This is a genomic window from Schaalia naturae, assembly GCF_042665795.1.
Classification (GTDB): domain Bacteria; phylum Actinomycetota; class Actinomycetes; order Actinomycetales; family Actinomycetaceae; genus Pauljensenia; species Pauljensenia naturae.
Window position 1 is genome coordinate 2177635 of the sequence record NZ_JBHTEF010000001.1, and the last position, 12752, is coordinate 2190386.

9 protein-coding genes and 1 pseudogene are annotated in these 12752 nt (G+C 67.8%); 1 reads left to right on the forward strand and 9 read right to left on the reverse strand.

Annotated elements, in window-relative coordinates; genetic code table 11:
- Positions 1-10: 10 nt before the first annotated feature.
- Genes ACFQWG_RS09700 through ACFQWG_RS09710 form a run of 3 tightly spaced genes read right to left on the reverse strand, consistent with a single transcriptional unit; the run spans position 11 to position 3109 of the window.
- On the reverse strand, positions 11-838 hold the full coding sequence (locus ACFQWG_RS09700) for a carbohydrate ABC transporter permease (protein ID WP_380974808.1): 828 nt from the start codon (positions 836-838) through the stop codon (positions 11-13).
- On the reverse strand, positions 835-1779 hold the full coding sequence (locus ACFQWG_RS09705; protein ID WP_380974809.1) for a carbohydrate ABC transporter permease: 945 nt from the start codon (positions 1777-1779) through the stop codon (positions 835-837). The genes ACFQWG_RS09700 and ACFQWG_RS09705 overlap by 4 nt, the downstream gene beginning before the upstream one ends.
- 16 nt (positions 1780-1795) lie before the next feature.
- Positions 1796-3109: an extracellular solute-binding protein gene (locus ACFQWG_RS09710; RefSeq protein WP_380974811.1), complete on the reverse strand. Its 1314-nt coding sequence runs from the start codon at positions 3107-3109 to the stop codon at positions 1796-1798.
- A 205-nt stretch (positions 3110-3314) separates the two neighbouring features.
- Between ACFQWG_RS09710 and ACFQWG_RS09715 the strand changes: the two genes are divergently transcribed.
- Entirely contained in the window at positions 3315-4355 is a 1041-nt protein-coding gene (locus ACFQWG_RS09715) for a LacI family DNA-binding transcriptional regulator (RefSeq protein ID WP_380974813.1), read from the forward strand.
- Positions 4356-4506: 151 nt separating this feature from the next.
- On the opposite strand, the gene ACFQWG_RS09720 is transcribed toward ACFQWG_RS09715, so the two are convergent.
- From ACFQWG_RS09720 to ACFQWG_RS09745, 6 genes and pseudogenes are all read right to left on the reverse strand, one after another.
- Complete coding sequence (locus ACFQWG_RS09720; RefSeq protein ID WP_380974815.1) at positions 4507-5946, reverse strand: GH1 family beta-glucosidase; 1440 nt, start codon at positions 5944-5946, stop codon at positions 4507-4509.
- Positions 5943-8245 (reverse strand): annotated as a pseudogene (gene yicI, locus ACFQWG_RS09725) (alpha-xylosidase). The gene ACFQWG_RS09720 and the pseudogene yicI overlap by 4 nt, the downstream one beginning before the upstream one ends.
- 37 nt (positions 8246-8282) lie before the next feature.
- Positions 8283-9176, reverse strand: a complete 894-nt coding sequence (locus tag ACFQWG_RS09730) for a carbohydrate ABC transporter permease (RefSeq protein WP_291495090.1) — start codon at positions 9174-9176, stop codon at positions 8283-8285.
- Between the two features lies 1 nt (position 9177).
- Positions 9178-10146 carry a carbohydrate ABC transporter permease gene (locus tag ACFQWG_RS09735; protein ID WP_380974817.1) on the reverse strand — a complete coding sequence of 323 codons (969 nt, stop codon included), beginning with the start codon at positions 10144-10146 and terminating at the stop codon, positions 9178-9180.
- 62 nt (positions 10147-10208) lie between these two features.
- A complete protein-coding gene (locus ACFQWG_RS09740) occupies positions 10209-11510 on the reverse strand; it encodes an ABC transporter substrate-binding protein (protein WP_380974819.1) in 1302 nt (433 codons plus the stop codon).
- 215 nt (positions 11511-11725) lie between these two features.
- Complete coding sequence (locus ACFQWG_RS09745; protein WP_380974821.1) at positions 11726-12745, reverse strand: LacI family DNA-binding transcriptional regulator; 1020 nt, start codon at positions 12743-12745, stop codon at positions 11726-11728.
- Positions 12746-12752 lie beyond the last annotated feature (7 nt).

Below are 12752 nucleotides of genomic sequence, written 5' to 3' on the forward strand. Positions count from 1 at the left end.
AGTTGCTGGGTCATTTGCTGAAGCCGGCGGTCATACCCGCCACCATCTGCTTGCGGCCGAAGGCGTAGGCGACCAGGACCGGCAGCGCGGACATAGTGACGGCCGCCAGGATCGCCGGGATGTCGCTGGTGAACTGGCCCTGGTAGCTCCACAGGGACAGGGTGAGCACCCGGACCTCGGAGCTCTGGGTGAGGACCAGGGGGAAGAGGAAGCTGTTCCACACCTGGAGGGCCTGGTAGATGCCGACCGTCATGATCGCCGGCACCGACAGCGGGGCGACCAGCCGCCACAGGATCGTCCAGTCCGTCGCGCCGTCGACGCTCATCGAGTCGAAGAGCTCATCGGGGATGTCGCGCATGAAGTTGACGAGGATCATGACGGTCACCGGGATCCCGAAGGCGATCGAGGGGAGGATCAGACCCAGGAGGCTGTCGTAGAGGCCGAGTTCGACCATCATGTAGTAGACGGGGACGATGACGGCCTGCAGCGGGATGCCCAACCCCAGCAGGATCGTGCTGAACGTCAGGTTCGACCATCTGTTCCGCCTCCTCACGATGTAGTAGGACACCATGAGGCATACGACGACGATGACCGCCACCGCGGCGACCGTGATGATCACGGTGTTGAGGAAGTACATCCAGAAGTCGTTCTGGAAGACCGCGACATAAGCGCGGAACGTCGGGTTCGCCGTGGGCAGCAGCGGGTTCTCTGTGTAGAAGGAGGACTGGCTGCGCAGGCTCGTGATGACGATGTAGTAGATCGGCAGGATGACGACGAGCAGCCAGATCCAGCCCAGTGCCCCCGAGACGAACCCGCCGACCGTGTTCCGCTTCCTCATAGGCCCTGCACCTGGCTCTCCATCTTGGTGGAACCCGACAGCCGGTTGAGCCCCAGCGACAACGCCAGGCCGACGACCAGCAGGAGGGTGCCCACCACGGCGGCCTGGCCCATGTCGAAGCTCTTGAAGCCCAGGAGGTACATGTGCAGGGGCAGGATCCGCGTGGCGTCGCCCGGCCCGCCCCCGGTCAGCACGTAGATCAGGTCGAAGTACGTCAGCGCGCCCACCAGCTGGAGCGTGGAGTCCGTGATGATCGTGTACTTGAGCTGGGGGATCGTGATGTGCCAGAACTTCTGCCACCAGGTGGCGCCGTCCAGCTCCGCCGCCTCGTAGAGCACGGCGGGGATCTGACGCACGCCCCCCTGGTAGATGAGCGAGTGGAAGGGGATGAACGCCCAGGCGATGACCGCGATCGTCACGGGGAGGGCGAGGGCCGAGCTCCCCAGCCAGTCCTGGCGCAGCCAGGGCAGTCCGAGGGCCTGCGAGATTCCGAAGTTCGGATCAAGGAGAGCCTTGAACGCGATGCCCAACGCCGCCGAGGAGAACAGCAGCGGCAGGAAGTAGAGGACCGCGAGAAACTCCCGGTACCGCTGACGCGATGCCATGAACACGCCGAGGGCGATCGACAGCGGCGTCTGGACCAACCAGGTCACGACCATGACGATCGCTGTCAGCCGGATCGCGTTGATCGTCTGCGGGGAGCCGAGCGTCCTCCGCCAGTTCGACGCCCCCGCCCAAGTCGGCGAGGACAGCCCGTCCCAGTTCATGAAGCTCAAGACGATGACGCCGACGAGCGGGATGATCGCGAAAGCGACGAAGAACGCCATCGCGGGCAGGGCGAACAGCCCGCTGGGACCGGTGCGCCTGGGCGGGCGCGCGAGGCCGGCGGCCCGGCCGGCGTCGCGCGCGACCGGGCCGCCCTCAACAGTGGTTGAACTCATGGGTGCCGTTCCCGGGTCACTGGATGGTGGCGTTCATCGCGTCGACGAACTGCTCCGGGGTGATCGACAGGGCGAACAGTTCCTGGATGTTGTCCAGAAGCGTCTGCGAGGTCGCCGCGGGCAGGGCCTGATCCCAGGACAGCTGGAAGCTGGAGGAGTTCTTCACCAGGTCATACCCGAAGTCGAGGAACTCCTCCTGGTCGGATCCCTTGATGAACTTCTCCGCCCCCGTCGTGGGCGGGATGTCGCCGCCGTCCACCATCGCCTGGACGTAGTCGTCGTCGAAGAGGCTGTTGATGTAGTCCTTCGCGCTGGTCTGGGCGGACTCGCTGGACGAGGAGGAGACGGACCAGAAGTTCGACTGGTTTCCCACCACCGCGCTGGGATCGCCGGCGCCGCCCTCGACGGTCGGGAACGCGGCGAAACCGAGCGTGCCGTCTGCCACGAAGTCGGGAGCGTCCGTCATGAACGTGCCGTAGCCCCAGCTGCCCTGGAGCAGCATGGCCGCCTTGCCGGTGTGGACGAGGGCGACGTCGGCGTTCGCGTCGGCGACCACCGAGCCGAAGGCGTCCCCGAAGGCCCCCTGCTTGACCAGGTCCTGCACCATCGTCAGCGACTTCACGACCGCGGGATCCGACCATGCGCCGGGCTCGTTGTCCTCGATCCTGTCGAACACCTCGGCGCCGCCGACCCGGTCGAAGAGGTACTCCAACCACATCATGTTCGTCCACTTCGAAGCCCCCGCGAGTGCGATGGGGGTGATCCCGGCCGCCTTGAAGGTGTCGACCGCGGACTCAAGCTCCGACCAGGTCGTCGGGACATCGAGGCCCTGCTGTTCGAAGAGTTCCTTGTTGTAGTAGAGCACCACCGGCTGCGTGCCGACGTTGGGGACGGCGTAGACCTTGCCGTCGACCTCCCCGCCCTCGGCGATCGAGGGGATCAGCCGTCCCATGACGTCCGCTGTGTCCGCTGTGAGGTCGACGACCTTGCCGGCGTCGACGTAGTCGCGCAGCGTGGCCCCTCCCCATCCGAAGACCAGCGTCGGGGCGTTGCCCGAACCGATCGACGTCCGGATCTTTTCCTTGTAGGAGTCGTTCGCGAACCAGTCGACGGCGATCGGCTGATCGGGGTTCGCCTCGTTCCATTGGTCGAAGGAGTTCTTCCAGATCTGCTCGTGGGTGCCGCCCGTCAGCGCCCATGCCGACGCCGCGTCCCCGTCGCCTCCCGAAGCGGACCCTGAGGACTGTCCGCCCGATCCGCCGCAGGCCGTCAGGGCCATGGCCGCCGCTGCCGCTGCGGCCAGCCCCGCTATCGCTCTCCGCTGCCTCATCGCCGCACCTCTTTCCGAAGAGCTCGTTCCGGTCTCCATCGGCCGAAATATTTCGCGAACTCTCCGCTCGTTCGTTTAGTTTAGTTGTGGCACAAAACCTGTCAACTCTTTGAGATTACGACTTGATCACGACTGGAAACTCTCCGTCTCCTGTGCGAAACTGTTTCGACGTTGTCTCGCGAACCAAAGCCTCAAGGAGATGCCCGTGCCTGACCCGACCACCCGCCGCGCCCGCACCACGTTGTCGGATGTGGCGCGCGAACTCGGAATCTCGAAGGCCACCGTCTCGAAGGCGCTGAACAACAGGGAGGACGTCTCCCTGGGGACCCGGCTCCGCGTCCGCGAGAAGGCCGAGGAGCTCGGATATCGGGCGACGCAGTCGAACGCCGACTTCCCCGACGTCGCCGTCGTCGCGAACACGCTCGACGCGATGTACACCCTCCAGGTGCTGGCCGGATTGTCCGACGAATGCCTGGTCCACGGGCTCGCGATGGCGGTCGCGACGACGGGGCCCGTCGAGGGCGCCCGCGTCCACCCGCTCTCCGACCGCTGGCTCCGCCTGATCGCATCGAAGGGCTACTGGGGTCTGATCCTCATCACCAACGAGGTGCCGGCTCCCCTCGCCCGGCTCGCCACCGAGCTCGGGCTGCCCCTGGTCGTCATCGATCCCGTCCAGACGGTCTCCCCGGACGTCATGACGATCGGCGCGACGAACTGGAATGGGGCGCTCGCGGCCACTCAGCATCTCATCGGGTTGGGCCACCGACGCATCGCCTACGTCCAGGGGCCGGATGGCTCGCTGCCGTCGGACGAGCGTTACGAGGGGTATCTCTCCGCCCTGCGCCAGGCGGGTCTGAGACGCGATCCGATGCTGGTGATCGGGGACGACTTCAGCTTCGACTGCGGGCTCACTGCGGGACGCGACCTGTTGTCCCGGCCGGCGGACCGGCGGCCGACCGCCATCTTCTGCGGGTCCGATGCCACGGCGCTCGGCGTCATCGAATCCGCCCGCGAGGCGGGGCTGCGGGTCCCCGACGACCTCTCGGTCGTCGGCTTCGACGACACGTTCCTGGCCGTGTCCTCGGCTCCACGCCTCACGGCCGTGCGCCAGCCGATGCACGAGATGGGGGCCGCGGCGATCCGCGCCCTCGTCAGCCTCCACTCCGGCGTGCGCCCCAGCGCCCCGATGCGGCTGGACACCCAGCTCATCGTCCGCGACTCGACGGCGCCCCCGCGCGTGGAGTGAGGCGGCGGAAGCCACGCGCGATGCGCCCGGCCCGAGGTTCGGCAGGCTCGGAGCGCCGAATCACGGCGATCAAAGCATCCAACCTCGGGCCGGGCGCAACAGCTGCGGATCCGCCGCCGAGAGCCCCTCAAAGGCAGCCGCTCTGCGATTCTCACCCGGCGTCGGACCCGCCGTCGCCCCGCACGAGATCCCGGTACCAGTAAGCGGAGTCCTTCCACGTCCGCCTCTGGGTCGCGAAGTCCACGTGGATCAGCCCGAACCGCTTCGAGTATCCGTAGGACCACTCGAAGTTGTCGAGGAGCGACCAGGCGAAGTATCCCCGGACGTCGGCGCCCGCGTCGATCGCGCGGCGCAGCGCCGCGACGTGGGCGCGCAGGTAGCCGACGCGCCGCGGATCGTGGACGCCTCCGTCCGGCGCGACGACGTCGCGGAACGCCGCGCCGTTCTCGGTGACCACGAGGGGGAGTCCCGGATACCGGCGCGCCAGGCCCGTCAGCAGGTCCGTCAGCCCTTCCGGCTCGATGTTCCACCCCATCTCCGTGTGCGGACCGGGTTGGGGGACGAACTCCACCGAGTCGGCGTCGATCCACGGGCTGTGATCTGAGGACGCGTGCCCGTCGCCGCCGCCGGCGCGGCGCTCGCCCTCGCCGAGCCGGCGGACGCGCACCGTCGAGTAGTAGTTCACCCCCAGGAGATCCAACCGCGCGCGGGAGATCTCCAGGTCGCCGGGGCGCACGAACGACCAGTCGCTGGTCAGCGCGGTGTCCTCCAGCAGATCCCCGGGGTAGGCGCCCTCGATCATCGGCCCCAGGAAGGCCCGGTTCGCCAGGGCGTCGATGCGGCGCACCGCGTCGAGGTCCTCCGGATGGTCCGGGTCGTCAGGGCGGATCACGTGGAGGTTCAGCGACACCGAGACCCGCGCGTCCTCCCCCAGCTCCTCACGGATCGCGCGGGCGGCCAGGCCGTGGGCGAGGTTGAGGTGGTGGACCGCGCGCAGCGCGGCCTCCGGTTCGGTCCGCCCCGGCGCGTGCACGCCCGAGGCGTATCCCAGGTAGGCCGAGCAGTACGGTTCGTTGAGCGTGGTCCACACGGCGACGCGATGGCCCAGGCCACGCGCCATGATGCGCGCGAACTCGGCGAACGCCTCTGCTGTCCCACGGCTCGCCCAACCGCCCCGATCCTCCAGCGCCTGCGGCAGATCCCAGTGGTACAGCGTCACCACCGGACGGATCCCGCGGGCGACTAGCGCGTCGACGAGGTCCGAGTAGAACCGCATCCCCTCCGGGTTCGCGGGCCCTGTCCCCTCGGGCTGAATCCGCGACCAGCTCACGGAGAACCGGTACGCGTCCACACCGAGATCTTCGAGGTGGCCGACGTCCTCCCTCCACCGGTGGTAGCCGTCATCGGCGACGTCCCCCGTCTCCCCACCGTGGGTCCTCCCCGGGGTGTGCGCGTAGACGTCCCAGATCGACGGGCCGCGTCCGCCCTCGTCGACGGCCCCCTCGATCTGGTACGCGGCGGTCGCCACTCCCCAGACGAACCCATCGGGGAACCCGCTCCGCCGACGCGACTTCTCCCGCCGCCTGCTCATGCGGTCTCTCCCTCCGTGCCCAGCGCGATGACGCACGAGGTCGTCCCTGCGGGGCATTCGGTGCGCGCACCGCCCACCTCGACGGCCCACGGCCGCCCGGAGTCGCTCTCGATACGCACCTCCTCGCCCGTCCTCGCCACGAGGAAACGCGCGTCCTGCGCCCCCACACCGGCGTCGGAAGCGGGGACCACCACGGTGGTGGTCCGCCCGTCGGCAGGCGCGAAGAGACGGAGGGTCACCCCGTCGGCCCAGTCATAGTCGGGACGGTCCTCGACGGAGCCGAGGGGAAGGATCGCTCCCCCGCGCGCGTAGAGGGGGAGAGAGGAGAAGCCGTGCACTTCATGGACCCACCTCGGCCCTCTCACCGTGCGGCCGGTGAGCAGCGATGTCCACTCTCCCTCCGGGAGGTAGACATCGACATCGCCGGTCGACGTGAACACGGGGGCGACCAGGAGATCGGGACCGAGCATGTACTGGGTGTCGAGGTCCCACGTCCCGCGGTCTCCGGGGAACTCCAGCACCATCGGACGCATGATCGGCGTCCCGTGCTCGCGGACGTCGCGCGCGGCCCCGCCCAGATAGGGCATCAGCCGCATCTTCAGGTGAGTGAACGTGCGAGTCACCTCCACGGCCTCCTCGTCGAAGGCCCACGGGACGCGCACGGAGTCCGAGCCGTGCAGACGCGAATGCGAGGAGAGCAGCCCGAAGGCGAGCCAGCGCTTGAAGACCCCGGGATCGGGGGTCCCCTCGAATCCGCCGATGTCATGGCTCCAGTAGCCGAAGCCGGACATCGCCAGGGACAACCCGCCTCGTAGGGTCTCGCCCATCGAGGCGAAGGTGGACTCGCAGTCCCCGCCCCAGTGCACGGGGAACGACTGACCGCCGACGGTCGCGGACCGCGCGAACAGGACCGCCTCCCCCTCCCCGCGCGCCTCGCGGAGGACCTCGAAGACCGTCCGGTTGTAGAGGTAGCTGTACATGTTGTGCATTCCGACGGGGTCGGCGCCGTCCGACCAGCGCACCCCGGTGACCGGGACGCGCTCGCCGAAGTCCGTCTTGAAGCAGTCGACCCCCATGTCCAGCACGGCGCGCAGCTCATTCTGGTACCAGGCGACGGCCTGCGGGTTCGTGAAGTCGACCAGCGACATTCCCGCTTGCCACATGTCCGTCTGCCAGATCCCCCCGTCCTCCGTGCGCAGCAGGTAGCCCCGCCGCGCGCCTTCGTCCCACAGACGGGACCTCTGCGCGATGTAGGGATTGATCCATACGCAGATCCGCAGCCCCCGCGCCTTGAGCCGGGCCAGCATCCCCCGCGGATCCGGGAAGGTGTCCGGGTCCACACGAAATCCGTCCAATGGAAGCCCCTCATCCAGAAGCAGTCGAAGTGGAAGACGCTCAGGGGCAGGCCCCGCGCCGCCATGCCGTCGACGAAGGATGTGACCGTCTGCTCGTCGTAGCTGGTCGTGAACGAGGTCGTCAACCACAGCCCGTAGCTCCATGCTGGGACGGCCGGGGGACGCCCGGTGATAGCCGTGTACCGTTCGAGCACGTCCTTGCCCGTCGGCCCGTCGATGAGCAGGTATGCCAGGTGGTCTCCCCTCACCGAGAACTGCGCGCAGGAGACCGCCTCGGAGGCCACCTCGAAGGACACATCGCCCGGGTCGAGCACGAGGACGCCGTAGCCGGCCGTCGACAGGTACAGGGGTACGTTCTTGTAGGCCTGTTCGGAGGAGGTGCCCCCGTCCTCGTTCCAGATGTCGACGCTCTGGCCGTTCTTCGTGAACGCGCCGAAGCGCTCGCCCATGCCGTGGATCCGCTCTCCCGGCGCCATCCCGAGCTGCTCGAAGGTGTACCGCGTCCCCCGGGGATCGATCGCGAGCCCCACCGAGCGCTCCAGGCTGGAGGTGAGATGGCGGCCCGCCGAGGCGAAGGACGCCTCCCAGCCGCCCGAGCGCCGCACGGTCACCGTGAGGTCCTCCGCGCGCAACGTGACCGACGTCCCGTCCTCCTCGATCTCGCCACGGTAGTCCGCGGGGAGGGAGAGTGGGAGCGCCGGACCGGTGCCCACGCGGCCGCGCCACCGCACGATGTCCACCCTGAGCACTCCGGGCGCGACCGCCCGGTACCGCACGGTGAAGGCGCCGGTGTTGAGCACGTCCCCCCGGGTCTCGACGCTCCTGACGGGGGCGAAGACCTCGATGGCGCGACCGTCGTCGACGACCTCCACGGATTGGATCTGCCTCGCCCTCTCGACCGTCCAGCCGTCACGCGGCAGCCAGTATCCGTTGGAGAATTTCATATATGCCTCCTCGGCAGGGTGGGGACGCCGACGGGCGTCACTTGACGGAACCCGCGGTGATCCCCCGCGAGAGCGTCCGTTGGAAGATCAGGAAGAAGATGAACGTCGGGACCAGGGACATCAGGGCGCCTGCGTTGAGAGTGGGAACGTCGAGCATGCGGTCGCCCTGCAAGGAGGACAGCGCGATCGGGACGGTCTGGTTGACGTTGGAGGTGAGCATGACCAACGGGATGAAGAACTCGTTCCACGTCCAGATGAAGAAGAAGGTCATGAGGACGCCCATCGTGGGGCGCACGATCGGGAAGACCACGTCCCACAGGATCCGCCACCGCGAAGCTCCGTCCAGCTCGGCGGCCTCGAGCAGGGCCTTCGGGAATGTGCCCATGACCGAGGCCAGGAGGTAGGTCCCGAACGCCGACTGGATGACGGTGAAGATGATGACGATGCTCCACGGGTTGTCGTTGAGCCCGACCTTCTGCGCCATGGTGAACAGCGGGTAGATCATCACCTCCTGGGGCAGCATGTTCGCGATGAGGAACAGGCCGACCAGGAACGGGCTGCCCTTGACCTTCCCGATGCCGATCGCGTAGGCGTTGAGGAGGGACAGGAGCACGGCGAACAGCGCCACCAGGCCGGACGTCCAGATCGAGTTCCACAGCTTCACCGGGAACCGGGTGCGCTCCCAGAAGAAGGCGAGCCCCTCGAAGTCGAGTCGCTGGGGCCAGGAGAGCGGGCCGTTGACCGAGTAGTCCGCCGACGTCTTGAAGGCGTTGAGCAGCATGAGGATGAACGGCGAGATCATCAGCAGCGCGAAGATCCCGCACGCCGCCAGGACCACCCACCGGCCCGCGCCGCGGTGGAAGCGGTCCCTCGTGTTCTCCTCCGGACCGGGGTCCCTCACCCCGCGCGCCACCTGAGTCATGGTCTCCATGTCATCGTCCTTCCTCGTCGCGTCGAGCCGATCGGTTCTGGAGCACCTGGATGGCGATGGCCACGACGAGGATGACGATCGTCAGCACGGTGGCGATCGCCGCGCCGTACCCGACCTTCGACTTGTCGAAGAAGTTGAGGTAGGAGTAGTAGGAGGGCACGAGCGTGGAGCTCTCCGGGCCGCCCCTGGTCAGCACGTAGACCGGGGCGAACACCTTGAGCGCTGCGACGGTGCACGTCAGGACGATCACGAAGGTCTCGGGCTTGATCTGGGGGATCGTGATCGCCCGGAACCGCTGCCACCATCCCGCCCCGTCGATCTCCGCCGCCTCGTAGAGCTCTGGATCGACGCGTTGCAGGGCCGACATGAAGATGACGGTCGGATAGCCGATCTGAATCCAGATGAGGACGAGCATCACAGACGGCAGGGCCGTGCCGGTCGATCCGAGCCAGTTGGGGGGATCGGCGACGCCGAGGCCGGACAGGATCTGGTTGAGAGCGCCGTTCTCCGCGTTGAGCACCCAGTTCCACAAGATGCCGGCCACCGACACCGGCAGGATCTGGGGCAGGTAGTAGGTGGCTCGCAGGAAGGAGGCGACACCGGAGCTGAAGTGCTTGCCGACATAGTCGAACAGGACGGCCGCCAGAAGCAGCCCGATGAGCGTCGGAATGACCACCATGGCGACGATCATGAAGATCGAGTTTGTGAACGACAACCAGAATGCCTGGTCGTGCATCAGCGTCGCATAGTTGTCGAATCCAATGAATCTCTGCTTCGACATCCCCCCTTTCCACTTCGTCATCGAGTAATACAGGTTCGTGCAGAACGGGATGAAAATGATGACGGAGAAGCCGATCAGCCCGGGGGCGAGATAGAGCCAGTATCCGGCCCGCCTCCGCTTCCTCCTCGTCCGGGGACCCGGCCCGGTGCCGTCTTCGGCACGGGTGCCGACCACCGCTGAGATTGCCATCGCGTGTCCTTTCGCCGGGAGGCGGGGCGCCGTCGGGGCATCCGGCCGGCGCCCCGCAACGCTCACTCGCCTGTGAGATCCGCGACGCCCTCGTCATAGACGGCGCCGAGGTCGCTCATGGCCTGTTCCGGAGTCTTGGAGCCGCTGACCAGGGACTGCAGGTTCGACACCACCTGGTCATAGAATCCGGCCACCGGCCAATCCGGGTAGTAGGCGAGTTTGTCGCCGTTCGCCAGCGTCTGGAAGTTCTCGGTGAACTCCCGGGTCGCCGGATCCGCGATCGTCGAGGGATCGCCGAGGATCGGGAGGCCGCCGTTCTCGCCCAGGATCTCCTGGACCTCGTCGGACAGGGTGATGTCGATGAAGTCCGCTGCGAGGTCCTTGTTCTCGGCGTTCTCGGGAACGACCCACAGGTTGCCGGACGAGCCGGCGGTGTAGTCGGCGGGGAACAGGAACTGGCCCCACTCCGCGGTCATCTCGGTCTGGATCCGCCCGAACCACCAGGAGCCCGAGACCATCATCGGGTACTTCCCGGCGATGAAGGCGGTGCCCATGTCCTCGGCGGTCAACCCCGTCGAGTTCGTGTCGATGTAGCCCGCGTCGACGAAGGACTTCAGGTCCTTCGCCCCCTCGACGACCGGCCCGGACGTCCAGTCCACCTTGTTGTCGAAGAACTGGTAGTCGCGGATGAACTGGTCATCCGCATGCGCCAGCGCGAGGTCGTACCACAGCTGCCCCATCGGGTACTCCGCACCGGCCTCGGCCAGCGGCGTCTGCCCCTTCTCGACGAAGGCGTCCATCGCCTTCGTGAGGTCCTCCATGGTGGTGGGCACCTCGACGCCCGCGTCCGCGAACATGTCCTTGTTGTAGTAGACCAGCACGTACTCGCCGTAGTTCGGGACGCCGTACCAGCTCCCCGACCCCATCAGGCCGTCCTCGGTGTACCGGGCCGTCGTCGCGATGGACTCGGGGATCTTCGTGTCCCAGCCCCGCGAGGCCGCCTCGTCGCTCAGGTCGGCGATGAGCCCCTGCGAGGCGAGCTGGCCGGCGGTGGCGTTGCCCTTGTTGTACTCCATGACGTCCGGGACGGAGTCACCGGTGAGGACGATCTTCGCGTTCTTCTGGATCTGCTCGAAGGTCTGTTCCTCGGTCTTGACCGTGACGCCGGGGTGCTGCTCCTCGAAGATCTCGATGGCGCGCGCCCACGCCTTGCCCATCGCGGAGTCGTCGCTCTCGTAGTCCCAGATCGTCAGCGTGTCGCCGGTGTCCCCCGAGGAGCTGTCCGACTCCCCGGCCGACTGGCACGCGGTCATTGCGGCCGTCATCGCCACGACGGCCGCACCGGCCGTCAGTGTCCTCATCATGCGCATTCCTGTCCACCTCTTCCTTGAGTTCTCTTCCTTGAGTTCGTTGAGTCCCGCGAGCCCAGATCCCACGGGGTGCGCGCCGCGCATGTCCCGGTCCGGGAACCGCGGCCCCTCCTCCCGCGATCGTCCCCCGCACGGGGGAGACCTCGAGATGGATGGCCCGGACGGGAATCGAAGCGTTTCGACAATGCGCAGGCTCCTCCGGATGCGGCTCATGCGAGTCCCCCGCCGTTCCGGACCGATCCGTGGCGCACCCATGACGGGGCATAGAGCTCCACCGACTCGGCGGTCCCGCCATCGACCTGCCCCAGCAGCAGGCTCACGGCCGTGCTCCCGGAGCGGACAGGATCCACCGGTACGGCATCCAGCGGGGGATCGAACCGCCCCGGGTCGAAGGACGGCCCACCCACGACGATCGACAGCCCCTGCGCGGCCCCGACGAGGCGGTGCTCCCCCGTCTCCCGCAGTTCGTCCAGCACCTGCTCGACGGCGTACTCGCCGCAGTCGAGGACGAAGGCGTCGAGCCCGTGCAGAGAGGTCCGCAGCCGCGCGACGGCACCCGGCGCGTCCGAGGTCGTCACCGCCGCGCCCAGCCCCCGCTCCCGGCACTCGTCCTGGAACGCCTCGCGGAACCTCACCGCGAAGGTGAGGCCGCGGTCGTAAAGGGCCTGCGGCTGGCCGACGAGGCCGATTTGGACGCACCCGGCGTCGGCGAGCCGCGCCACGCACATGCGCGCGGCGCGGCCGAAATCCATATCCACGCAGGACATCCCCTCGCGGTCCTCGGGAAGGCCGATGACTGCGCTCGGGACTCCCAGTGCGCGGAGCAGCGGCACGCGGGCGTCCTCGCCCACGACGTCCATGAGGACGACCCCGTCGACGAGCCCGGTCGAGACGACCCTCGAGATGCTCTCGCACGCCGCGTCGTCGCACTCGGTCAGCAGGACCACGTCGTAGTCGTGATCGTGGGCGGCCTGCGTGACGGCGCGGACGAAGGTCATGAAGGCAGCCGGATACGTGTGGTCGTGCATCGGCGCGGACAGGGCGAGGATCTGGGTCCGCGCGGACGCGAGGATCCGCGCGCCGGCGTTGGGCCGGTAGCGCAAGGCCCGCACCGCGGCCTCGACCCTGCTGCGCGTCTCCTCGGACACGGACCGCTTCCCGGAGAGCGCGTAGGAGACCGTCGAGATCGAGACGCCCGCCCTCCGGGCGACGTCCTTGATGGTGCTCATCTCTCCG

Bases quoted from the DNA above. Each gene is read 5' to 3' on its own strand.
- ACFQWG_RS09700 (WP_380974808.1), bottom strand. From the start codon at position 838: ATGAGGAAGCGGAACACGGTCGGCGGGTTCGTCTCGGGGGCACTGGGC.
- ACFQWG_RS09705 (WP_380974809.1), bottom strand. From the start codon at position 1,779: ATGAGTTCAACCACTGTTGAGGGCGGCCCGGTCGCGCGCGACGCCGGC.
- ACFQWG_RS09710 (WP_380974811.1), bottom strand. From the start codon at position 3,109: ATGAGGCAGCGGAGAGCGATAGCGGGGCTGGCCGCAGCGGCAGCGGCG.
- ACFQWG_RS09720 (WP_380974815.1), bottom strand. From the start codon at position 5,946: ATGAGCAGGCGGCGGGAGAAGTCGCGTCGGCGGAGCGGGTTCCCCGAT.
- ACFQWG_RS09730 (WP_291495090.1), bottom strand. From the start codon at position 9,176: ATGGAGACCATGACTCAGGTGGCGCGCGGGGTGAGGGACCCCGGTCCG.
- ACFQWG_RS09735 (WP_380974817.1), bottom strand. From the start codon at position 10,146: ATGGCAATCTCAGCGGTGGTCGGCACCCGTGCCGAAGACGGCACCGGG.
- ACFQWG_RS09740 (WP_380974819.1), bottom strand. From the start codon at position 11,510: ATGATGAGGACACTGACGGCCGGTGCGGCCGTCGTGGCGATGACGGCC.
- ACFQWG_RS09745 (WP_380974821.1), bottom strand. From the start codon at position 12,745: ATGAGCACCATCAAGGACGTCGCCCGGAGGGCGGGCGTCTCGATCTCG.